The sequence below is a fragment of the Faecalicoccus sp. LCP19S3_E2 genome, from assembly GCF_052121255.1.
Taxonomy (GTDB): domain Bacteria; phylum Bacillota_I; class Bacilli_A; order Erysipelotrichales; family Erysipelotrichaceae; genus Faecalicoccus.
In genome coordinates this window covers 38220-61805 of record NZ_JBQKEP010000012.1, presented here as the reverse complement: position 1 = coordinate 61805, position 23586 = coordinate 38220, and the positions used below count along the sequence as shown (strand labels likewise).

The following is a 23586-nucleotide window of genomic DNA, read 5'->3' as shown; positions in this document are numbered from 1 at the left end:
GTATGACTTTTACTGCTGGTGGTGACTATGGTGAGTACTTACACGCACTTACCGAAAAGGAGAACGGTCCGCACTCCCACAATTACTACTCGCCTGTAATACAGCCTGTGCAATCTGTCAGTAGTAGTAATACTTATGGTAACTACAACAAGCAGTATAAGATTCAAACGGATAGCTCCGGCGAGGGTAGAGGGCATAACAATATCCAGCCATCAAGAGCCGTTTATCGTTGGCATCGTATAGCCTAGTTTATGTATGACATTTACGGCCTTGTCTGTAGGTGGCGAGTATTACCATAAATTGACCGCTGACGAGAACGGCAAACACAAACACGCTCAAACCCTTGGTACCGATAATGCGGTAGTTGGCGGCTATAACGATGCGTATGCTATTAACGAGCAAGTGTATGGTGGGTATGCAAATACTGCAAATCGTACAACCGCATACAGACAAGCAGTACAGTATTCAGGGCAAGGCAAAGGGCACAATAACGTACAGCCTTATCAAACCGTTTACTATTGGCACAGGACTAACTAACTCTACGCCAATAGTAAACGCCCATTGATGGCTGTATATTGTTATGTTGTTTGTCACCACCGGCATTACCAGTGTTACATCCTTGTGGATAAAGTGCGGCGTTGCCATCATCAGAGTAGTCTCTACGCACCGCGCTATTTCCGTTATTGGCAGAAATGTACTGTGCGTGACTATGCAAAGGCATCTCGTCATAGGTCAATGTGTGGTAGTACTCGCCATAAGTTCCTAAGGCCGTAAAAGTCATACATTAAGAAGACTTGTACAAGTATGACTTTTACTGCCGGAGCTACCGGTGGGAATTACAATAGATCTCTCACAATGGCTAACATGTATCCGCATGAGCATAGGGTAAAATCTGTACCGGATAATTTGTGGGCAGGACGATGGTTATCGAATGCGTCTGGTGGTAGTTTGTGGGAAATCTACTCTACAGCTACGGATAGTGATAAGACATTACCTTATTTAATGGCCGAGGTTAATTCGAGCATGAAAGCCGAACCTTTCAGTCTCTTGAATCCGCACCAGGTCGTTTATTATTGGCACCGTACTAGCTAACACGATGCCAATAGTATATGGCCTGATAAGGGGGTAGGTTGTTATGGGGTTTATTACCACCAGCCTCTTTACACCAACTAAAGTTATATGGGTTTTGGCTCTGGCTACTCCCCTGGATACTATTTCCGCCAGCATTAGTCCAGGTCGATGCAATAGGTGCGGATATATCATGTTTATGCGATGGCATTTCGTCGATGGTAATAGCATGATTGTACTCGCCGCCCTTTGACGAAGCAGTAAAAGTCATACTTACGCAGTACGCCGCCAATAGTACACTCCCGTAGCCGGAGGTAGGTTGTTATGTGATTGACCGCCTCCGATTGTTTTGGTTTCACAATACTTAGAGCCAGGTGTTTGACCACCCGCTCTAACAAATGGCAACTTGTCATACTCTGTTCCTTGCCCACCATCAATACCATTTTGATATACAGCCCCATGAGCATGTGCAGGTATCTCATTTGTGTTCAATTTATGATAGTACTCTCCATACGTTCCGAGAGCAGTAAAAGTCATACTTGTACTACCATCATTTCCGGTGCCCGCACCAATCAAAACTCGGCCCGGCGCGAATGGCTCCCAAGTACCACCAAACTGCGTACCTGGATTGGTACCGGTCGTGTTACTGATGACCGAGCCAACCGGGTAAATAAACTTACCAATGGCCTGTTTGGCCAACGTACCTAGTGTCAAATTACCCATCATATTGATGGCCTGTCGGATTCGAGCTGGTAAGTTAAGGTCAAAGTAACTGTCATTAGGACTCTGCATACCGACGGCCATCGAGTGGCCATTGGCTCCAAAGTTCATGAGGGCAAAACTGATATCGATAGATTTCTCAATTGTGTACGATCCAAAATAATCGGTGACGACAAACCTAAACTCAAAGGCACTGTTGACGTCAAACGTCCTTGTCGATAGATACTTACCACTTTTAACGTAATCAGTATAGGTGACAAGCGTAACCCAAGACGTGCCACTTTTGTACTGGATTTGAAACGTATGTGTATTACGATTGTTAACGTTAGTGATACTATACGCGTAATTAAAAAGCGCATAGGTACCCTCATCACTGGCAGTACCAGAGCTGTTGGCCCTGGTAACGGTTGACTGCGTGATGGCAGGAGCGCTATACGCTACTACATTGATGGTTTTAGTTGTGCTCGCCGTGCGGCCTCGACTATCGGTCGCGGTAACTACAATAGATATGTTACCGGATGTGGCCAAAGTACCGGTTGTAACGGTCGTGCCCGAATAGGTAAATCCATCGCACGATATACTGACACTCTTGATTGTAGATCCGTTAGATCCACTTGCATCGGTTACTATCTTAAGCGTTGATTTGGTTTGGACATAGACTCCAAATTGACTGGCTAGACCAGCTGTAGCCTCACTGATCGATACACTTGATATCGATGGCTTGTAGGTCGATGGTACTGTCGCTGTTAAGGTACAGGTCTTGTCGCCGCCGACCTTAGATGAGCCATTGTAAGTCTCACAAACAATCGTGATCAACAGGGACGTATCATTTGGTATCTGCGAGGCCAATGACGTTGGTATCGTCCACGATGTTTCCGTGTCCTGCGCTGGTACTGTACCAATCAACGTCTTTGTCTTACCGCCATCGGTCGAGTAATACAGCTTATGACTAAATGTTGATACATAAGGGTTGGTCGTAATCGTGACCGACGTACCGATATCCGCCTCTGTCTTATCGACTGACGGTGTGGTCTCGCCACGTGAGTCATAACTTAGAGATGCGCTTGGACTACTTGACTGCTGCCCACTTGATCCGGCATTGACAATCATGTACACCGTAATATTTAGCGACCCGGCACTATCCGATACAGGTACATCAAAACCTGTACCGTTGGCGTAGTACCAGGCTCCGGCATTGTGGACAGTCGGTCCAAATAGTTGCTCATTACGGACCGTGCCATTTACATTGATGATACAGTTAACAGCCGCCTGTGATCCACCGGGAGAGCAGTAGCCCCAGTACGTTTCAATCCGCGCTTTATCATTGCCATAATTACGCGTTACGGTCACTCGACATGACCCCTGATTGGACGTCTGCCAACCGGGGCCATTGGTCAACCAGTAAGGTATGTTAATCGTAGTCTGTGTAACTGACATACTATGCACCTACCTTTTTAAAATCTAGCGACCCGTTTGGTCGCGGGCTGAAAATAAAATTACCGACGCGCAAACTCGTAACGATATTGGCATCGGTAATATAAAGTTGGTTATTTGACATATAGGCAATCTCTTGCCCTGCCTGTTTAAAAGATATGCGGTCATTTTCGATAGTCAGGGTGATCGTATTACCCGCCTCGCCCAATTCAATCGAGCCACCTTTAAACCTTATATATTGATACAACTCCTGAAACTTGGCCGAGTTATCAGCGTTGACACTATTTAGATCCGCCTGAAAGCTGTTAAACTGCATGGTAAAGCTGTCTTTGGTCTGTTCCAAAGCCGTTGAGATCGTACCTAACAGGTCGTCCGTCTGATCTTTTTTGTAGTAGTCCTCCGATACCTCGGCACGGATGGACTCGTTCGTCTTTTGGATCTCGGATTGCATCTGCTTTTCCGCATTGGCAATCTGCTGCAAGGCATCGGCGTATGTAGCCTTGACGGCCTCGTAATCGGTCGATAACTGCACCTCGCCATACTGATAGGTCAAATCATTAAAGACGGTAACATCGACAAAATATAAGCTGTCCTGATTACCCAACTGATATCCTGGCATCTCATCCATCCACGGACTCGCTGGTGGGTAAGTCGTCGGTTTGGTCGGCATACTTGTGGCTAACTGATAAAAGCGGTAGATACCCTGTACATCGGTTACGGTAGCGAGAGTAATGACGTCAAAGGCTAATATCTTAGTCGGTAGATCAATTCCATCCTCCGGCGCGGGAGTCCACGGTGTAGCTTCTATGCCCGACTCCAGCTTTAGATCCTTAATCGAGTAAGATACGTCCGTATCGCCGAAGCCGCTAAAATACAGCTGTTGACTCCCGATTTGCGTTGGTAAAGTATCATTTGTGTAAAGTGTCGTCTGGGCGTAGAGCCAGTCTCCTTTTTTGGCCTGTACTATTAGCGGTGTAGGATTTTTGGTCATTCTGTTAGCCCCATTTGATTGCATGATAAATACGTTCAGACTCTTGTTTAAATCTCGCAAATTGTCCCTTAGGTAGAAAGACAGGGTATAAGCCGTACCGGGTTTGATCTCCGAGAAAGCAATACCACCGCGATACTGTACGGCGTTCCACATTCCGGGGTCTCCTGTTTTTGCAAAGTTTGTAATGTTTACACCCTTTTCCACCTCATCTGTGATACTGACGGTACCGGAGTTGGTATTCCACCACCATCCCGTTTTGCCCTGATTAGTATTCAAGAGTAAATTTCGACCTGCTGGTACTTCGGCACCTTCCAATTGCGCACGATAAGTAACAGTACTTTCTTCCGACCCCTCACTAATCACTCTCGTGGCGCCCAATGATATCGCAGATGTTTCACTGTTACGATACCATTTTACAACCCCATATTTTTCAAACTCGGCCTGTGTCAGCTCGTCATTGCCCTGGTATACTCTTGCCCTCAATGTGGTAGCGATACCACTGTTTTTAAAGATCTGTCCGGCAGAGGACTCGATGATCAGCCGCAATGGCTGATCGGCATCAGCACCATCGACTCCAAATCTCGACACCGAGTAAGACGTTGTGGACTTGCCATCGGAGTAATTAACGATGGTACGAGTCCATAAGTATTGACCGGCGGATACTGTCGGTATGCTTGATGACCATGTACCACTAGGTACGGTCGTACCACTTGTGGATACCTGGTAAGTAACAGAGGTCGAAGTAATCGTAATCGATGTACCGTCTTGGCCATCCTGTCCATCTGTGCCACTCCTCGATACGCTATATGATACTGTTTCTTTTCCGTCACTATAGACTACGGTTGTACGAGTCCATAAAAACATTCCCGGAGCGATATTAGGCGGTGACTCTAACCATTGGCCAGTTGGTGCGACAATGCCGGACGTATGAGCTTGATAAACAACTGACGTTGATATGATGGTTACACTTGTACCGTCCTGTCCGTCAGATCCATCGACCCCATTACGTGATACGGAGTGTTGTGTCACACTGGTACCGTCACTGTAGGTAATGACTGTCCGTACCCATAGGTACTCACCCGGTTGCACCTCCGGGATCTCAGTGAGCCACTCTCCGGTTGGGATAGACGTGCCACTATCGGACACCTGGTACGTGATGACCTGGTTAGTGATCGTAATGGACGTACCATCGGTCACGGCCGCCAATGTAATCTCCGTCATGGCTCTTGTTTGCCCATTAGCATCGACCGCTACGATTCGATACACCGCACTTGGGTTTAAACTGTCACGAGATACGCTGAGTGATGTACCCGTATAAACTAAGGCACTGTTTTTGTACCAGTTCACGGTAAAGTTACTCGTTACGTCCTGTGACTTATCACGGACATATGCGGTCAATACGGTATGATCTACACCCTCTGGCAAGATCAGACCGTTACTGGATGACACAACAAGCTGATAGGTCTTGTTGGCGTTGATCATCTCTTGCATCTGTGTTAAGAGATCACCGCTGATCTGACTCTCGATTTCGGTAAAATTATCTAAGACCGTTGAGCATTTGGTACGATCTGTAAAGCAGATCTGTTGCTCAACGATTCGTGCCTGTAGATATAAGACCGGCTTAAACTCGGCATCCTCGATCGTGTAGGTATCACCGATATTACCGTCGATATAGCCCTGTACGTCATAGGAGTTTTTCGGCACACAATTCTTTCGCAATTCCGCTAGTGCCCTGCCGTACAGCATATTGACGTTGTCCGTCTCCATAGTCCACATATAGGCTATCCATCGGTCATTGTCCGCACCCATAGCAAGGCTTGGGAAACGCTCTCTGGACTGCATGGCCCGAATATCCCGCCCATTGGCCTCATGCCAAAATTCGAGGTTTCCGTCAGCATCATATTCCTTCTTTTCGCCCATTCCCGTCAGCGTTAATCCGTCTGTACCGGTTGGCCTTATGGCTGTATAAAGCTCTGTAATGTCAGACGTTTTGGTAATACCCTCAATACCCTGTCCATAACAGATGATCGTACCGCTCTTATCTTCACCGATACCCTGGTAGTCATCACTGTGTTTGCGATAGATATTGAGCTTGATCTGTTTAAGGCTGTAATCATCGTTTAACTCCGTAATAAACTCCAACTCGGCATCAAATACATTGGCTGTACTAAACATTCGGGCAAGGATCGTTTCCTGACCTGTCCACTCATGAGAGATGCGTTTATCCGATACCTCGTTAACACCGATGACAAACGTGTTTTCAAATTGATAATGCTGGATATATTGCACAATGCTTAACGATGTACCACTAAAGCTGTCGACTGTTTCGTTGGTTAATTCTAGCGTCAGTCCGTATGCCTGCATATAGATCTCATGTTCCGACTTTTCGACATGGACGATAGTGCAGTAATAGTCATGGTTTTTGTAACGGAAACTACAGTGATTACCCTCAACGATAAACTGTGCATCCTCATGATCCGCCAAAGTGCGCAGCTCAAAGGTGTACTGGGATCCTTGTAAATAGGTATGCAGTACGTCGTCCCAGTACGGTGCGCATTTATCCACACTGTTATCTAAAAAAGCGCAGACGGTATCATCTGCGCTCAATATAGCAATTCGTACATTTTCCATTTACAACCATGCCTCCCTGATACGTACCGTGATTGTTGGATCTTGCGTCACCCAAGACGACATATAAAAGCGCACTTTGGATTGACCCGGCGGCGCTTTAAAGTATTGGGTGCCCACGATCTCATCATCCTGTTTTGGCATATTGTTCACGTAGATCTTGGCGTACTCTCCGTCAATCGTGACCGTTGAACCGGCACTGTAACGGTTCGGTACGTCCCGCCATTTTTCAACGTTGAGTTTTTGGAAATTAAAGACGTCAAATCCAAAGTACGTCAACAGTTGGCTGCCGCTACGGTTGCCCCATTGCTTACAAGCAATCTGGATCTTTTTGCATACCATATTCTCAACTTCCGGCACGTTGTAGGCAGGATAGCCGCCCCAATAGAAAAATTGGATCTTGCTACCCTCTTTTTTGATGTCGCAGTGGCCCCAATCCCAGTACCACGGGTTTTGTGTCTGTAGATGACTGGTTGTGTAGTCATAGGTTTTAACCACTTTACCAGCCATTTTATCTGTTGGCTTGGCATCGGGGTTGTGGACGACTAGATCATAGTGAGCCGTATTCCCGGACACATCCGTTTTATTCCAATTGACCCCACAGATCAGCTCGTCATCCTCTGTCAAAAAGCTAATGGACATCTCACCGGTTTGACCCATTAGTCCAGCGTAAAAAATGAGGTGGAAATAGGCGTAAAAGTTTTTACAGCCGGCCGCTCCTTCGGAGTCAACCGGTATGGTGATAGTACGCAATCCACCATTGGCATCGCCTTTGATCGTACCAGGTGTGCCCAGCGTTAGAAACTGTGTACCAAACCATGTCTTTGTGGTCAGTGTGCCATCCGTACCATAAAGCGGATGCATGGCATCATGACCGCCTACATCATCGGGTGCAGAGATAAAATCAGAGAGGTGTAGCAGTGTTTCATTCTGCTTGTACGTTTCCCCATCGACTTCTTCCCTTTTGCCAAACTCCATAACGCCCGATTCGGCCACAATGCCAATATAGCCGTTGTCCTGCCGGTTGATGATTTCGTAATCGATACAGGCAGGCATAGATCCATCATTATCGATCGTGGCCTCCAGGATACCCTCCTCATTGCGACTTGCCGTAAACTCTTTAAGCGTAGTCGCATATTTACGAGGATCGGGGCAGTAGATCTCAAACTCGCTGACAATGGCGTTTATCCCCGGATCAGGAGTTTCATTGCCGACCTTGGTACCAATAAAGTATTTGTCGGTTTCGTCAGCAAAAATGATCTGCACCTGTTCAGCCGATAGGATCTGATTCATCTTGTTAAAGGCCGATCGAAAGGCTGCGTTGTCTTTAGCAATCAATTGATAGCCAATGGTAATGGTACGGGGTGGATAGGTCTTGCCGTAATAGACAGACCCATCAATTCCCGTGATTTCCTTTTCTTGAACCTCCGACTCCATGAGCTCTCGTCCGGATACATAGAGGGTTTGATAGCCAGGTATCTCATCCTCTAAATACACACCGTTATACTTCATGGCCTCGGCCGGCAGTGCCTTACCGCCGGCCGGGCCTGTAGTGGTATCTACAAAGTTGTACATGACTATCTAACCCCCTTTATACGATCTTTTATCTTGGCTCTTGCAGAACCCTCTTTATCAAAGTCATCATATGTGGCTTTAGCAAACTCACGTCCATTGACGTCTAATGGTACCTCGATGGTGTAGTGCACATCATGGTAATAACTGTAGTCATCACTTAAAGATGCGTTGACACCGGCAAAGGCGAGCTTTGGATTGGACAACTGCGGTATATCAAACAGTCCATAAGCCGCTTGACGCACCTTACCGTACATACCCTCGATACCATTGACCAAACCTTGCCCGATCCACATACCATTTTTATCAGCGACTTTTGACGGTGATCCGATCTTGGCTTTGGCACGGATAGCCTCATCCGCGGCCGCTGCTAACTGTGCAGCAACAGCTCTGACCGTACCCAGCTGAGAGCGCATACCGTTGGCCAATCCGATACCAATATATGCACCGGAGCTGTAGGCTGCGGATTGTGCGCTGTTGAGGACACTGATCATTGAGCTTACCGCCGACTGTGCGATTGTCGGTAACTGCTTTAAACCGGACTGTACGCTCTTTGTAAAGTTTGTACCGATCGCTTTACCGGCGCTCTCAGCCTCGCCCTGTGCCTCTCTAAATGAGCTCACGAGTGATTGCATGGCGGAGCTACCTACTGCGCCAAGAGAGCTCAATGCGGAGCCGACAGAGCTTGCTACACCTGTCAATCCACTGATAGCGGACTGCGCCGACTGTGCACCGGACGCAAGACCGGCGAATGCGGCCACTGCGCCTGTGATCACAAGCATGTAGCCCGTAAATACTGCGGTAACCTGCTGTACGGATGCGTTAAGCATCGCCATTGTCATCGTAAAGGTCATACAGCTTACTGTAGATGCCGCCAATGTCGTAAATGCCTGCATGGCGTTATCCGCAAATGTCTTGATCTGCTCACTGACGTTTGTCAGCTGAGGACCTAACTGCGGTAAGGTTGTGGATAATGGAGTGACCGCTGCGTTGATCGTTGTCAATGCGGTAGCTGCCACTGTACCATTTTTGCTCACTTGCTTGATTCCGTCCGCAAATTGTTTCATTCCCGTTCCGGCCTCGGCAAGTCCACCGGATAAGGCTGTTACACCACCTAAGGCTAATACAACCGCTCCTACTGATGCCGCCATATCAAACAGGTTAAGCTTGGTAATACGCTCTACACCCTTTGACAGCTCGTTAAAACCTTTACCGGCATTGAGCGCCGCCTCACCGATCGAGTCGATGATGTTGGCCAAGGAGTCAAGTACACCACTAATGGCATTACCAATAGAGTCAATAATTTTGGACATACCGTCTGTTACGCTTGTTACAACGTCACTGACGGCCGTACCTAAAGATGTAACTACCTCAGAGATGCCTGAACAGGCAGTTTTAACGGCGTTCCCCACCGACTCAAAAATGCCCGGCAGTAAGCTCAGTGCGCTGACGATACCGTTGACTACAATCTGTACGATCGGCGCTACCGAACTGATCACGTTAGCTACGCCATTAAGTACCATCTGCAGCCCCTCACCTTGAGAGCCAACTAAGGCGAGTGCCGCACCAAACATTAAGGCAGCTGCGCCAATAGCCAGCCAGGTCGTTGGAGGGATCATGGCCAATGCACTACCTAGACCTCTTAGGGCAATTGCAATACCCTCGCCAATACCTTTGGCTAGAGTAGCTAAGGCAGTACCTAAGGATTCGATGACAGGTGATAAGCCCTCTAGTACAGATTTGATAGCTGTACCAATGGACTCGATTACGGTACCAACACCCTCAAGGGCTGACTTGATACCCTCACCGATACCTTTAGCAGCATCGGCAATGGCGGTGCCTACAGATTTAACGATATCAGCGATACCATTCAGAGCTTGCCGGATACTGGATCCTGCCTTTTCAACGGTGTTGGCGATACCTTCCCATTTGGCCTTGATGGCGTTCGCACCACCATTGCCGCCACCACCGGTTTGTTCTGGTAATTCCGGCTGATCCTGTTTGCCAAAAATCTTTTTTAGACTGTCTTTTAAACCGTTACCCTCTTTGATAGAGTCCCAAAGCTTTTTAACGTTGCTGCACAAACCTTTGACACCATCGATAGCACCTTTGGCCGTACTGCCAAAACTCTTGACCTTGTCAATCGCAGGTTTGATCAGCTTGTAACCTACGTAAGCCTCAAACAGTTTTTCGATGACTCTGGTAAAGGTCTTGATCACCTCAGGATCAAGGCTCGAAATAAAGTCCGCTATCTTACCGATGACCAGAGAGAGCTGTGTACCTAAATTACCTAAAAAGTTACCAAACTGCTCAATGGCTCCCGACTCCGATACCGCATCGACTACGTTTTTGATGGCGCTTTTGAGTTTGGTAAGTGTATCGACCGCTGTTTCGATGACGCCCGTCTCTTTAAAGGCGTCCCAAGCACCCAATACGGCAGTTTTTAATTTACGGACTGAGGTGTTGATCTCTTTGCAGACATCATTTATAGTCTCTAAATTAACAAACTTGTTAATAATCAGCGCGATATCAGTAGATACCTCCATAATCGCATCATGGATTTGACCAAATACATAGGCCACTGTCCTAAAAGCATTAGATTTGGTAACTACGTCTATAAAGCGACCAAATACCATGCTACAGACACCTATGGCTCTTGCGGTTGATGTGATAGCTCCTGATTTTTCAAAGCCGTCCATCATCTTGGACACGACTGTACCGATACGCTCAAATACATCCTCGATTTTTTTTAGGACATCCGGTTTAAACACGTAGTCGATTCCGTTAGACGATTCCATAAACGCTCCACGGACATTGTAGATAGCCGTCTTGATGTTGTCTAAAACGTCTACGATACCGCCAAAACCTTTGGAGTTAACGATATTATCCACGGCCCCAATGACAGCCATCTCAAAGTTTTCGACCGCCGACTTGATGTTGGTAAAGCCTGTCCGTATCGTCTTACTGGCATCTTTGGCAGTCTCCGCAAATCCGCCAGCCTCTTTGTCGCACTCGATCAGTGCCTTGTTAAACTGATCAAAGGTGATATCTCCCTCTTTCATGGCGTCATACAGTTTCAGAGTATTCCCACTCGCGATACCCAGTTTTTTAGCGACTTTAGTTAAGGCCGGAGACATGGTCTCCTGCAGAGTACGCCAGGATTCGAGGTCTACTTTTCCGACGGCCAGCATTTGTGAGTACTGCTGCTGCGCTCGGGTGACATCCTCGGTGGATGCACTGGATGCCAGGAGGGCATCATTTAAGGCAATCGCTGTGTCGGTCGCTTTATCCATATTGCCGGTGACTGCCGTTAACGATTGGGCACTTTTTACAATATCGGCAAGCGAGGTAGGCAATCCCTGTACTGCCGCATTTAATTTAGATACGGATCCTTGCGCATCCTCAAACGAAAAGCCCAAGCTTTTCATAATTTTCGGGTACGTGTGCAAAGTGTCAAATCGGGTGATGGCCCCATCTAGGGATGTTGTCAATGTGTTCATGGCCGCGCCTAATGCTTTTGTTACGCCGACGCCGGCTACGATCGACTTGACCCTGTCGCCAAAGGTTTCGGCGACACCCATCGCTCTTTTAAAGGTGGATGACATATTTTTATCGGTAGCGCTCAATATTGCGCTAATGCTAAACTTTTCAGCCATTGCCTTCACCTTCTTTCTTTTTACGTATTAAAAAGTCCCTCAACCTAGAGAGACCCTTGTTCGTTTCATTTTCAATTTTTGCGGTTGGATGCAAGACTTCTCGGACCGCCCGGTCATAGTCGAAGAATTTGCTAAACCGGTCATAGACAGGACGTCTTCTCTTACCGCTTTTTTTAGTCGCCTGTACCTCAAAGTTTTTAAAAGCCTGTAAGTGAATCAGATACGCATCATCCACGGCTTTTAATTCAACCGCCTGCATCAGCAGGTTGTACTCCGGGATGGTGAGTTGATCCACCTCGTCAAGACTCCTAAAATTGAGGTACCGGAAACAGTTTAAGGCGATCATTTTATAGGTCTCGTCAAAATCTACTGATTGGATTTGTCCACTGTGCCCTTTACTGTCATCATTATTTTTTTGGACACATTTGCTTGTGATAAAAAATCGATCACCGTTTTAAACAAGGCATCGATATCCGTATCATCATCGGCAATATAATCCTCGATATCTGCTCTTTTCAGACGTGGTGTCTGACCTTTATTGAGCATATCGATGACATCAGCCAAAGCCTCCACATCGCCCTCGATCAGATTGGCAAAATAAAGAGTCATACCGACCTTTTTTTCCTGTTTGATATCATCTAACAGCACTTTAGCTTTGCTATTGATCTCTCTTAAAAAGCCAAAGCCGGCAACCAGTTTATAGACCTCACCATTGATGGTTAATTCAATTGCTTTCATGTTTTCCTCCTTACATACAAAAATTTTGGGAGCCCCGGTTAAGGACTCCCGCTTGATTCTGATTATTAAGCTCCTGCCTGTGTTGTATCTTTAAATACAACGTCAGCCGCTTCTTCCTGTTCTGCAGACAGGGTAGCATATCCGTCAGCTCCCTTTCCGTTGGCGCCGTAAGTCAGAGATACTTCGACCATATCTTCGGCGCTGGATGAGTAAGTAACCTCTGTGATATATCCCTGGTAGTATTTCGCTTTATACTTGCCTTCGTTTGGTGATGTGCCAGGTTCTGCACGGTTGACTTCCCAGCACTCTACCAGCTCATCATCATCCATCGCTTTTTCCAGTTCGGCCAGGATCGTATCCCCCTTAGATAGGATAGACGTGGATGTGATTTCTTCTTCCGCTACCCCCGGAGTACGGATAGATCCGGATTTAGTGGCTGTAGAATCGGCGTCCTTTGATTTGGTGCGTTCGTTTTCCGTGGCAAACATCAACAGCGTAGCTGCATTGGAAGACGCTTTGCTCAACACTCTAAACAAATATACTAACTGCTTACCCTGTACGGCCTCTGCAAACTGCTGCAGCTGGAAAGGACGTAATTTTAGGGCGTGCAAATCTATTTTTTTGTACATGTCTTAGACCTCCTTTTTTTGTCCTGTCATTTTGTACGTAAAATCAATGACTCCATGCAGTAATGGGGTGTTAGTCGTGTCATCGTTTAAGATCCTCTGACTGGACGTAGTCAACATCCAACTGTAGGATTTGGTGTCTGTAATCTTAAAAGCCACTCGCTTAATATCGAGTAGCATTTTGGACACCGTACCTCTCTGCCGGGCATTGTTATGCCACACGTGAATCGTTTGCGTGACATCGGCTAGCACCGCATTTTTAATGCCTAAGTCATCGGTCATTTGGCTATCTGCCAAATACACAAAAGGGTATGGCGTATCTGCAGGCGGCAACGCACCGTCATAAACGTCATACCCTAGTTTTTTCAGTTCGACCAATAAGGTCGTAAATAGCTCCTGTTGCGGATCCATCTAGTACCACCTCACTTTGTGAGTTTTTTTAGATCTCTCTTAAAATCTTTTTTCTGTGCCTCAAAAGCCGGTTTTACAAATGGCTGCGACTCCATAAACCGAGTACCAAACTCCAAATATGGAGAGTAATGTGTAGTCGGCCCTGCCTCGTATCCAAAGCCTCCCTGTATTTTCTCACCGTGGATACTTCTACGGGTAGCACCGGTGGGCTTTACGAACTTCTTGCCCTCGTAATGCCCGTGGAAATCAGCATTTTGCACCATTTTTTGTTGCATCTGCGTGCCGTGCTTGCTTACCACTGTTTTGACATCATTAAGGCTTGCGTTCTTTTTAAGGCGCTTTTCCAGCTTGTCCAAGCCCTTAACCTTTACACTGATTGCCATCACTGCACCTCCGATACGATAAATGACTGTTTGACTCTCAAATGTCTTGTACGATCCACCCGATAGACCTTGTCGCCCACACAGATATTGTCAAAGGTCTGATCATAGTGGTTTTGGATCGTCAAGGTCAGTGATCCTTGCCGAATGTCACCATAAACAAGCTTCATCGTTTCGGTCTGCGTATCCATGACAGAGGCCATGACCATTGTTTCGGATACAACATCCTCTCCATAATTTCCCGTTGACTCATCATAGTCACCAGGCGTAACGGCACGAAAAAAAACAGGTGTATCGTATCTCATAAAAAACGTATCCTACCTTTTGACTCATTGGCCTGTTTATCCCGCCATGCCTGGATGTCGTCGGCAAAATCGGCAAAATCGTTGTCCTTAAAAGACCAGGACTCTCCCTCTACGGAGTGTGAGGTAGCGCCCTCTGAGCCGATACGGTTGTACCGTCTGACGGCAATCTCGACCTCGATATACTCTAGTTCTTGTGGTACAACATCAACGCCTAAGAGAGCCTTTAAACGGCTCTCTGTAAGCGTAATGATCGTACTCAACTGAGTGGAGTCCTTGGTCAGTCCAAGCATGGATTTAATATCGTCAATTACCGCCATACGATATCACTCCTTACTCAGCAAACGAGGCTTTGGCAAAGTTAAAGGTTACAAAAGACTCACCATCAACGATGACCTCAAAGGTGTCGGTTTTAGTCACTCTAAAGACGTTCATGGCTTCCCATGCGATGTCTTTTTTCGTTTCTTCTCCGTTCTTTTTAAAGGTCATTTTGGTACCAGTCTTAGTCAATTTGAATGGGAAGAAATAGCCTTCCTGTTCGGCCGGTACCGTCTCGTTGAACTGTGTATAATCGGTAACATGCTTTAAGGTACCGGTTACCGTACCATCAGCAAGTACCTTAACATCATCCCCGATCAGCGAGCTTACTCGCTTTCCATATAGGGTCTGACCCTGTGTAGGGATCGTTAATACGTCAGACCCGATTATTCCCCCGAGATTGTACCTACTATGACACCGTCTAACAGTTCTGGGAAGAATACAACACCAGTCATGGCCAATGTCTCAACCGTGGCGTTAGATCCTACAACATAGTGCGTCATACCAACCATACCTGTAGTATCTCCTGTCAAATTGAAAGATTGTGCTACATCACCGGAAGAGGCCGGTACATAAGCACCGTTTAAGTTTTCTTTTGCCGTGGCAATCAATTTACCTTTAGTCAAAGATGGGGTAACAACTACAGTACCCAACCCTAAGAAATCCTCAATGTAGGACATACCAAAAGCGGTCTGTAAAGTGATTGGGGCCGTACCTAAGTAGTCAGCCACATCATCGCTGGACACGAAATAGATCGGTGTAGCGTCCTGATCAACGTAGAACTTTTTCAAGGCTCCCCATGCGGCACTTAATGTAGTCTGCAAGTTAGTACCGGATGCCGTACCTGTACCCGTAGCTAACAAATCATAGAAGTCTTTCTTAATTCCACCCTGGATACCAGATAACAGTTTTTCATCTGTTTTGTTAACAGCCAAAGAGCGACCAGAGCGCTGAATAGCTTCGGCAGTTGTAGCCTTACGGAATTTTTTCAAAGTCAAATCAATAGTTTTGGCAACTTTCTGATTGATCTTAGTCAGATTGATTGTTTCGCCCTCAGCAACCTGTGCAGGAGTGCTTTCCTGTGTCATCTTGTAGATCTTAATAGAGGTACCGTTTGCCATTGGAATCATTTCTGTGATTCCCAAGACCTGCTGTAACTCTGTGATGTTAGATGCCAAACGGCTGGCAAAGTCAATAGAAATAGCCGGCTCTAAATCGGTAGTAACGATAGTACCGGTTGGTGCAGCAAAACGCTGCAGGTTAAATTTACGTAACTGTCTCTTTAAATATCGCATATTCTTTTCCTCCTTATTTCTGCGTTTTGAATAGATCCATATTTTCCGTAATCAAGCGCTGACGTTCACGTCTGTTCTGCACTTTCAAGATCTCTTCTTTTGTGATCTTTTTATTGGTGCTTCCGGCAGTTGGTGCCTTTCCCTTTAAGCGTTCAGCTACAGCGTCCTGTACCGCTTTTTCAAAGGCAGCTGCAAAAGAGTCCACCGCATTTTTTGTGGCTTCTGCATCGGTGCTGATTAAGTTCTTGATCAGGTCATCGCTAACGTTGATGTGTCTGTCAGCTAATAAGCCCCTTGCAGTTTTAGCCATCTCACCAAGCGCTCTCTCATTTTTGAGGGCTGCCAATTCTTTCTGCATCTCTTTAAACTCATGAGCACGTTTCTCCTCGTCGGACATATTTTTCAAACGTTCAGCTTCGCTTTTATCTTTTTCTTCTTTGTCGCGCTTTTTGTTGACCTCAGCAGCTTTGCGACGCAAAGCTCTCTGCATGTCTTCCTCTGTGTACTTTGGAGTTTTGCTGTCATCCTGTGGATCAGCTTGGCCATCTTCTGGATCTCCTTCGTTTGGATTGCTCTCGTTTGGAGCTCCATCAGCACCTCCATCTCCCTCATCGGCGAAGCGCTGCAAATCAAAAGGCCTGCGCAAAGCAAAATTGTAAAATTTGGTTCTATTCGTAGATTTCATGTTTTTTCCTCCTTGTTTATGGTCGTGAATAGATGCGACTCCGGCTTGATATTAAGGACCTCAAGCTTAAGGTCACCACGTAGCTTTTATAGCCATCCACGTCTAGGCATAAAAAAAAGACCCAGCTACATATCGCTCAGGTCATGTTTTATAAACTTAGGCAGTTCCCTATGAGGTGGATCTTTCACCCTGATCAACTCCTTTTTTGTTTTACCGCAAAAAATGCAGGTACGTACTCTCACTTCCGTCCTGCATTGATTGTTCTTGTCAAAAAATATTTTTTGGACATTTTCGGTCCATCTATGATTGCACATTCTTCAAATCCTTTGAAATTTAATTAATTTTCTTACGAATCTGACACCGACACGTAATCCGGATACTGAGCCTCCACGCCTCTTACACCGATCCGGAAAATATCGATCGAACTACCGGCCCACTCATCGACACGCTTGATCCTAGCCTTTGCTGGGTTCTCATACTCGTACACTTCCGACGAGGACAATTGTAGGGCGCTCATCAAAGTATCAAACAAAGTGGATATGGCGCTACAGACAATATCCTTTCCCGGCTCAGCGTATTGTGCATGACCGTCAATCGTGATTTCACAATCCTCGTCTGTCTGATGGATACTGATACGGATCATAAGCATCCCGCCTCTTTCCATGCTTCATAAAGTTGAGGACCTTTCCAGGCTATCCAGTCCGTCATTTCTTCGTTCATTGACCAGGCCTCCTCTTTTTTGCTGTTGTACCCTAGACCCGACTCAAATAAAAAGGCGTGCGTGATTTCATGCCGTAACACTTGCTTTTGTGCTGGCTCGATAGCATCTTCTTTGGTCCAGTTACCAAAGTCGGATATGACTATGTCCTTTGTGTAAGGACAACAAAAGCCGGCTTGGGACTCATCCTCGCATAGATCGGGATCGTCATAAGGCCTTATTAGGATACGATAATCAACCCCCAGAATATTTACTTTATTTTTAATCATGTTTACCTCCATTCGGGCATAAAAAAGCCACCCTTATGGGTGGTATGAAAATTACATCTCTGGCCAGTCTGTTAACTTATCAGATTCTTTTTTTAATCTCTCGTATTCTTTGTCAAGCTCCTCCGAAGAAAGGCCAGTAAACACGAGTCCATCATAGTATCCTAATTCTTTATCTCTTCCCATGTTATTCCATACTCCTTTCTAAACTCGTTTAAAGCTTTTATATGTGCTTCCTCTTTAGACAGATTGTACTCTTTTCCTTGATATTTTTCAATTCTGTTATCTAATAAAGAGGCTAAAAAAGGTCTATTTCCGCTAGAATACTTAAATACCCTTCCATCGTGAGTCACTACCACACCGAATTTATAATTTCTATATCCCGCCGCAGCAAAATCGGACCCCGTTGGAAGAATATTAGTTGGGTGGTTGTGAATCCCTATAAGACTCATTTTATTTTTAAGTAAACTCGCGATTTCTTCCCTTTTTACATTGACTTCCAGCACGTTTTTTGAAGAAATTTTTCTTAGAAGTAACTCTCCTGTTTTTGCATTCACAATATACAAATCTTCTCCGTCGGTTCCATTTCGGTGAACTAACGAAGCTGTTGCATACTGTCGAATAGCGTTATTAACTTTAGAGTTATCCGTTATCTGATTAAATTTGCGACGATACGAAGAGGATCTAATATAATCAAGATCAACCCTATTAGTACCTGTTCTGTACGAATTTCCTTTTTCACTGACTGCGCTTTTTCTCCACTCATCAAACGTCAACCCATGATCATCGATTCCGTCCAGCCAATTGTCAAAATCGGACGTGTCCTCATAGGGTGCTGTGCTGCACATACAGTTTGGATGCATCGGAGGCATGTTTAGCCCAGGCTCAGCGTCCTCTACATCAAACACATCACCGTTGATGGCTGCACATATTTCACAAGCTGATCCAAGCGCCATAAACTTGTACTGGGCAAATCCATTGCGCTTGTAGCTCTGCATCTGTGCCTCTGTCTGCACCCTTGCCAACTCTGTCCGCAGTAGGCGCTCTGCCTGGTACCTCGATACATCAAAGATCTTACGCAACTCTGGGATAAAATCACGAGGATTCCGGCCCTGAATCAATGCATTTTTTAAGATGCTGTCAAGGTTATTACGCAAAGCCGATTGATTGACCCAGATACGGTCTGAAAAAGTAGCATTGTGGAATGATGCATTGATCAAGGCATTGGCAAACTCTTTATTGTTGACTAGTGACTGACCTAGTATACCGGCCTGTCGCTCAATCTCTTCAAGAGTTCGCCCTCGCAGTTCCTCTTTCATAAACTTGTCGATCTCGTCCGCCGTACTGCAGAGTTCAAGACCAATCTGCGCTTTTAGCAATTCAAGCCTGTTGGCTTTCATGGTCATGTTGTATAATCGCATCTCTTCGTTGGCTTTTTGCGAAAAGTCCTTTTCGTTAACATACTGTTTAGCTTTTTCTGCAAACGCCTCAATATCCAGTTTGTCCGCCTTTTTCATGGCCTCTGCATAGGTCATCCCTGTCTTTTGCGCATACTGGTTATAAAACGCCCGTATCTGAGAGGATACATCGGCAAGAGTACGCTTATAGATGCCCTCAAGGTGTTTCCGATACTCCTTGAGGTCTTTTATATCCTGTTTACGTTGCTCTTCTTCCCTTTTGCGCCAGTAGTCCTCACTATTCAGCGACATCCTCGATTACCTCATCCTCATTGGTTTCTGGCTCTTGAGTTGCAAAGATCTGATCCAATGCCGGCGGTGCTGACTGCTCCGCCTCGGCCTCAATCTTGTCCATTTCTGCCTTCACGTCATTCACAATCGACAATACGCTTAACTGTGTCTCTTGACTGACAATACCGCTCAACTGCTGGGCTATCTGTGCTTCTTCTTGTAGATTGGCCGGGAAGTTTTGCGTGAATTTGTATTCGACTTTCAACCAATCATCAGCTGCCATGTTGTTAATGGCGTTGCTAAAGATGACCTTGTATCGGCGATTCATGCCGGATACAAATTTTCGTTCTTTCGTCTTCGCCAGGTTGGACATGGACAACAATTTGTACTTAAGAGCGATACCGCTCGATGTACCAAAATTTTCATCGTTAATATTGGCCACCATCGAGTTTTGAAAAATCAATCTTTCCAATCGGTTGATCAAGTTTTCTTGTGTTGTATCTGCATTCGGCTTGTCCAAAAAGTCCACCTCTACACCGGACAGATCGTCTTTTTCGAGATTAATAATGCGGTGGTCTCGCACACTTTTCAATTCTTCCTCGCTTAGTTTTGGCCCCAAGATCTTAAGATAGGCGTCGGCAAAGTAATCCACATCGTTAGCCTTTTCCGATATAGCCTTGTTATAGGCATTGATCATCGAATAGCACGGCTCAAAAATTGACATACGTTCCTCATTTTCAATAAATTCCGTTGCTGGAATATCGCTAAAGCCGTGATCTTTCTCTTCCGTAAAATGGAGATTTCCTTTATCCGTAAAAAAGTAGATTTTCGAGGCATCTCTGACCTCACCGTGGGTAAATCCCTCAGAATCCACTTTGTAACTGACAAAGTATCGAGGATTCTGCTGCACGGTCTCATCGTAAACCATAAACCCCTCAAGTGGGTTTAGATACATAATAGCTACCTGGCTACTCTCATCGTTGTAATACACCTCATAGCCTTTGCCATAGATACTACAGATCCTTGCCAATTCGGCGTTGTTGTCGTCCTGGTCATTGTACTGATCTAACAAGTTTAGATACTCGGCCACTCGCTCATCCTGCGAGTTGACTTTGATCGGTACACCAATAAAAAAACCGATCATGGTGTCAACAATGTACTTGGCAAAGTTGACCACGATTCGGTTGTCTGGTTTGTACTTCTCTTTGTCTTCCTGATGCAAAATCGGATAGTCACCGATGTACGCTTTTCGCAGCGTTTCATAACGCGTGACGCACAGCTTTTGGTGTTCAGCAATCAGATCTTGCAGCACTGCTATGCTCATCTCTTTGTCATCCGGTAAGGTAATGAGCTCATCCGGTTGGATGTAGCTCTTGAGCTTGTCCATACTAGATACCTCCTGTCAATATATTCAGCCTTGCTTTCGGCTTTCTCTCTTCTTCGATTGAGTAACGCAGCATGGCCATCGCGTCATCAAAAAAGTTGACCGGCTCATCTAGGTACTCGTTAGTTTTGTCATTCTTTTTCCACTTCCACTGCTGGATCTCTTTGATCGTATTCACACAGCTTGGATGGATGTGAATCTTGTGTAATTTCAGATAGTCGATTTGAGCCCGTACACTGTTAGGCTCTTTTTTGACGCCTCTTGCCTTGTATCCAGCCTTGCGCCACATTTTGATACGGTCAGGCTCAGCAGAGTCGCACCACATCGTCAAGGACTTGTCAAAGCCTTTCTTGTTAGCCAGATCAATCAACTCTCCTGTATCTTTTTCAAATTCGTAGATTTCTCGGCACAGATACAGCTCGCCATCTTTAAATCCGACCTCGCCAATACAATCGGCATGGTTGTATCCGAAATCCTGCGAGTTGACCATGTAATCAAATCGCTCCGGCGAGGTGTCAAAGTCCTCAACCACATAATTGGTCAATATCAATCCTCCGACCTCTCCCCACTCACCAAGTCCGTAAATACAGTAACCATCGGGGTCAACTTCTTTACGCCTCTCCATGCGTCTGTAATACGCTGCGTCAATAAAGCGGTTGTCCTTGTAAGTCGAGTGATGTGTAAATACGTCTGGATCCGCACGATCAAAGAAATGCTTTTTGATCCAGTGGCTCGAACTAACCGGGTTAAAGGTCAGTCGGATCTGGTAAAACTGTCCTTTTGGCAGCTCTCCACGAAGACGGTCGTCGATAATCTCGAAGTCGCTCTGTGTCAGCTCTGTGGCCTCCTCGATCCACACATCGGTAAGCTTGCCTCGCTTTACAGCGATGGACTTTAGCTTTTCTCGTTGCTTTTCATCGTTCACTCCACGGAAAAAGATCTGGTTGTGGTTAGCGATACACTCCAAGCGCATATCGCTCGAATTGATGTACCAGTACTTTTTGTAGCTCTCTCCAAACATACGAAAAATAGCACCCTGCAGTTCGGCAAAGGTGCTGTCTCGATTGGTAACGTCCGACTTTCGGACGCACAGCAAATTACGACCTGGATCGGACATCAGACGTAGGATGTAGTGCTGGGCGGTGTCAACGGACTTGCCAGAACCGGCAGACCCTTTCATGACGATGTAACGCTTTTGACTTTGGTCCGGCTCTTTGAATACCCGGTTAGCCTTAATCGTCAGATCCATAGTCCACCTTGATATTGAGTGTCATATCGCCATACAAAGTCAATCCATCTTTAAACATCCCGTATCGCTTACCAAGTAATTCGGCTGCACGGATACGGTCTTTTTCTTCCGGATGTTTTTTCACAACAACCTGGTACCCATCGCCATTGAGTTTTAGCACCTCAGATTTCGACTTACCACGCACCACAGAAGTGAGGTACTCCTCGATCTCCTTGATGTCAGCTGTATTCTTATCGTGTATCTCGGCCTGTTTGGCTTGGATATACTCTCTGACATCCGGCCGCTTTAACAGCCTTGATGCGTTAGATCTTGCCGTAATATCTGCCTTGCATGTCTTGTAAACACGTTTATACGCCGCGCTGGCATTGAGCTCTTTGTCTTTTAAATACTCTTCGCAAAAAAGCATCATTTTCTCGGTCATAGGCTACCTCCTTTCTGTCGTGCCTGGTGCTGGCCCGATGCTAAAGACTAGGAGAGATAGAAAGAAAGCATGGTCAGCTGTTGGCATCAAAAAAGGCCGACTAATAAGCCGGCCAATTTTTTAAGGTTTGTCGAAGAGCCCTACTTTTTGTTTCAGACGGTAAGTACTTTATGGAACGTTGCGGGGTCATGAAATGAGTTCTTTACCTTACTTTTCGACACTATCAGTATAGCACCTTGACACACCTAGTTTACTAGATGTATCGCTCTTTTTTATGAGATTCAACACCTTCTCGTAAGGATTTTCATAATGATAGTCAATGGACAGGCGCTTGTACGATACTCCCCGGAAAAAGGCATCGGCAAAGTCCAGCTCTTGCCTTGTACAGACAAGCTTGAGTTTCGTATAGTAATCATCGGCCTCTTTCCGACGGTCTACGAACTTATCTCGCTCTTTGATGAGTTCGGCCTCGTCTGTCATCAATCCAAGCACTAAGGATGACTTATCTGCGTGGCTCTGGACTTTTGGTAAGTCGCCATGCCCCTGAGGGCAAGAGGGCTCCGATATGGTCCGGATCTCCTCATGCACTCTTTTCAGGTCGAGATCAATGCCTTGTATGATTTTCTGATACCTCCGCAAGCTCTTGATCTCGTGGAGTATGTACTTTGCTTTATCGTCTGTCATTGGTTACCTCCTACGACGGCGGTCAATCTTTTCTCTGTATCCCTTAATCTTGCAAATTTGCTCTTGTAGATGTTCGATTGTGGTCTGCTGACCAAAGTACGCTCTTTCGAGCTTTGTATGATCTTCGACAAGTTGGTAATGCTCATCGACTAGCCGCCTCAAGTCCTCCGCCTGGTTTTTGACGTAGGACGATTTACGGCCGTTGCGCTCCAAAAGCTCGATACAGTCCAGATAATGGCCTTTATTCATTTTTGCGGCCTCCCTTAGTGATTGTTTGGATCAACGTCTGCATAATGACTACGATGACAAACGCTAGAAATACAATTAAGGCTATTAAGCCTAGACCTTTAAC

Annotated in this window: 27 protein-coding genes and 1 pseudogene; 2 read left to right on the top strand and 26 right to left on the bottom strand. The window is 45.9% G+C overall.

Annotated features, from left to right (window positions below; all coding sequences use genetic code 11):
• Positions 1-2: 2 nt before the first annotated feature.
• On the top strand, positions 3-248 hold the full coding sequence (locus ACTQX6_RS10320) for a phage baseplate protein (protein WP_441657460.1): 246 nt from the start codon (positions 3-5) through the stop codon (positions 246-248).
• 7 nt (positions 249-255) lie between these two features.
• Positions 256-537, top strand: coding sequence for a phage baseplate protein (locus ACTQX6_RS10315; RefSeq protein ID WP_441657459.1), 282 nt, complete (start codon positions 256-258; stop codon positions 535-537).
• Here ACTQX6_RS10315 and ACTQX6_RS10310 read toward each other — a convergent pair.
• The 26 genes and pseudogenes from ACTQX6_RS10310 to ACTQX6_RS10185 all read right to left on the bottom strand — a co-directional run bounded on the left by ACTQX6_RS10310 (position 530) and on the right by ACTQX6_RS10185 (position 23483).
• Entirely contained in the window at positions 530-781 is a 252-nt protein-coding gene (locus tag ACTQX6_RS10310; protein WP_441657458.1) for a phage baseplate protein, read from the bottom strand. The genes ACTQX6_RS10315 and ACTQX6_RS10310 overlap by 8 nt on opposite strands.
• Before the next feature lie 303 nt (positions 782-1084).
• On the bottom strand, positions 1085-1339 hold the full coding sequence (locus ACTQX6_RS10305; protein WP_441657462.1) for a phage baseplate protein: 255 nt from the start codon (positions 1337-1339) through the stop codon (positions 1085-1087).
• A gap of 2 nt (positions 1340-1341) precedes the next feature.
• The gene (locus tag ACTQX6_RS10300; protein ID WP_441657718.1) at positions 1342-1860 is read right to left on the bottom strand and encodes a phage baseplate protein; all 519 of its coding nucleotides are present in this window, start codon (positions 1858-1860) and stop codon (positions 1342-1344) included.
• A gap of 324 nt (positions 1861-2184) precedes the next feature.
• Positions 2185-2898: pseudogene (locus ACTQX6_RS10295) on the bottom strand (DUF859 family phage minor structural protein); the annotation flags it as partial.
• A 328-nt stretch (positions 2899-3226) separates the two neighbouring features.
• Positions 3227-6844: a phage tail protein gene (locus tag ACTQX6_RS10290; protein WP_441657463.1), complete on the bottom strand. Its 3618-nt coding sequence runs from the start codon at positions 6842-6844 to the stop codon at positions 3227-3229.
• Positions 6845-8416, bottom strand: coding sequence for a distal tail protein Dit (locus tag ACTQX6_RS10285; protein WP_441657464.1), 1572 nt, complete (start codon positions 8414-8416; stop codon positions 6845-6847).
• Between the two features lie 2 nt (positions 8417-8418).
• A complete protein-coding gene (locus ACTQX6_RS10280; RefSeq protein ID WP_441657465.1) occupies positions 8419-12069 on the bottom strand; it encodes a tape measure protein in 3651 nt (1216 codons plus the stop codon).
• Positions 12062-12364, bottom strand: a complete 303-nt coding sequence (locus ACTQX6_RS10275; RefSeq protein WP_441657466.1) for a hypothetical protein — start codon at positions 12362-12364, stop codon at positions 12062-12064. Before ACTQX6_RS10275 ends, ACTQX6_RS10280 begins: the two co-directional genes overlap by 8 nt.
• A 71-nt stretch (positions 12365-12435) precedes the next feature.
• Positions 12436-12807, bottom strand: a complete 372-nt coding sequence (locus tag ACTQX6_RS10270; RefSeq protein WP_441657467.1) for a tail assembly chaperone — start codon at positions 12805-12807, stop codon at positions 12436-12438.
• 65 nt (positions 12808-12872) lie between these two features.
• Entirely contained in the window at positions 12873-13436 is a 564-nt protein-coding gene (locus tag ACTQX6_RS10265) for a phage major tail protein, TP901-1 family (protein WP_441657468.1), read from the bottom strand.
• A gap of 3 nt (positions 13437-13439) precedes the next feature.
• On the bottom strand, positions 13440-13844 hold the full coding sequence (locus ACTQX6_RS10260) for a hypothetical protein (RefSeq protein ID WP_441657469.1): 405 nt from the start codon (positions 13842-13844) through the stop codon (positions 13440-13442).
• Between the two features lie 11 nt (positions 13845-13855).
• Entirely contained in the window at positions 13856-14227 is a 372-nt protein-coding gene (locus ACTQX6_RS10255; RefSeq protein ID WP_441657470.1) for an HK97-gp10 family putative phage morphogenesis protein, read from the bottom strand.
• Complete coding sequence (locus ACTQX6_RS10250; RefSeq protein ID WP_441657471.1) at positions 14227-14529, bottom strand: hypothetical protein; 303 nt, start codon at positions 14527-14529, stop codon at positions 14227-14229. Before ACTQX6_RS10250 ends, ACTQX6_RS10255 begins: the two co-directional genes overlap by 1 nt.
• A complete protein-coding gene (locus tag ACTQX6_RS10245) occupies positions 14526-14846 on the bottom strand; it encodes a phage head-tail connector protein (RefSeq protein ID WP_441657472.1) in 321 nt (106 codons plus the stop codon). The genes ACTQX6_RS10250 and ACTQX6_RS10245 overlap by 4 nt, the downstream gene beginning before the upstream one ends.
• A gap of 13 nt (positions 14847-14859) precedes the next feature.
• Positions 14860-15015 (bottom strand): hypothetical protein, encoded by a 156-nt coding sequence (locus ACTQX6_RS10240; protein ID WP_441657473.1) that lies wholly within the window; start codon positions 15013-15015, stop codon positions 14860-14862.
• A 215-nt stretch (positions 15016-15230) separates the two neighbouring features.
• The gene (locus ACTQX6_RS10235; RefSeq protein WP_441657474.1) at positions 15231-16139 is read right to left on the bottom strand and encodes a hypothetical protein; all 909 of its coding nucleotides are present in this window, start codon (positions 16137-16139) and stop codon (positions 15231-15233) included.
• Between the two features lie 13 nt (positions 16140-16152).
• A complete protein-coding gene (locus tag ACTQX6_RS10230; RefSeq protein ID WP_441657475.1) occupies positions 16153-16824 on the bottom strand; it encodes a DUF4355 domain-containing protein in 672 nt (223 codons plus the stop codon).
• A gap of 346 nt (positions 16825-17170) precedes the next feature.
• The gene (locus ACTQX6_RS10225; protein ID WP_441657476.1) at positions 17171-17467 is read right to left on the bottom strand and encodes a ribosomal-processing cysteine protease Prp; all 297 of its coding nucleotides are present in this window, start codon (positions 17465-17467) and stop codon (positions 17171-17173) included.
• Positions 17464-17811: a hypothetical protein gene (locus ACTQX6_RS10220; protein WP_441657477.1), complete on the bottom strand. Its 348-nt coding sequence runs from the start codon at positions 17809-17811 to the stop codon at positions 17464-17466. Before ACTQX6_RS10220 ends, ACTQX6_RS10225 begins: the two co-directional genes overlap by 4 nt.
• Before the next feature lie 51 nt (positions 17812-17862).
• Positions 17863-17994, bottom strand: a complete 132-nt coding sequence (locus ACTQX6_RS10215) for a hypothetical protein (protein ID WP_275056001.1) — start codon at positions 17992-17994, stop codon at positions 17863-17865.
• On the bottom strand, positions 17973-19517 hold the full coding sequence (locus ACTQX6_RS10210) for a minor capsid protein (protein ID WP_441657478.1): 1545 nt from the start codon (positions 19515-19517) through the stop codon (positions 17973-17975). Before ACTQX6_RS10210 ends, ACTQX6_RS10215 begins: the two co-directional genes overlap by 22 nt.
• On the bottom strand, positions 19504-20883 hold the full coding sequence (locus ACTQX6_RS10205; RefSeq protein ID WP_441657479.1) for a phage portal protein: 1380 nt from the start codon (positions 20881-20883) through the stop codon (positions 19504-19506). Before ACTQX6_RS10205 ends, ACTQX6_RS10210 begins: the two co-directional genes overlap by 14 nt.
• 1 nt (position 20884) lies before the next feature.
• On the bottom strand, positions 20885-22129 hold the full coding sequence (locus ACTQX6_RS10200; protein WP_441657480.1) for a PBSX family phage terminase large subunit: 1245 nt from the start codon (positions 22127-22129) through the stop codon (positions 20885-20887).
• Positions 22113-22550: a terminase small subunit gene (locus ACTQX6_RS10195; protein WP_441657481.1), complete on the bottom strand. Its 438-nt coding sequence runs from the start codon at positions 22548-22550 to the stop codon at positions 22113-22115. The genes ACTQX6_RS10200 and ACTQX6_RS10195 overlap by 17 nt, the downstream gene beginning before the upstream one ends.
• Before the next feature lie 207 nt (positions 22551-22757).
• Entirely contained in the window at positions 22758-23234 is a 477-nt protein-coding gene (locus ACTQX6_RS10190) for a hypothetical protein (protein WP_205140299.1), read from the bottom strand.
• Between the two features lie 3 nt (positions 23235-23237).
• The gene (locus ACTQX6_RS10185) at positions 23238-23483 is read right to left on the bottom strand and encodes a hypothetical protein (RefSeq protein ID WP_441657482.1); all 246 of its coding nucleotides are present in this window, start codon (positions 23481-23483) and stop codon (positions 23238-23240) included.
• Positions 23484-23586: the final 103 nt, after the last annotated feature.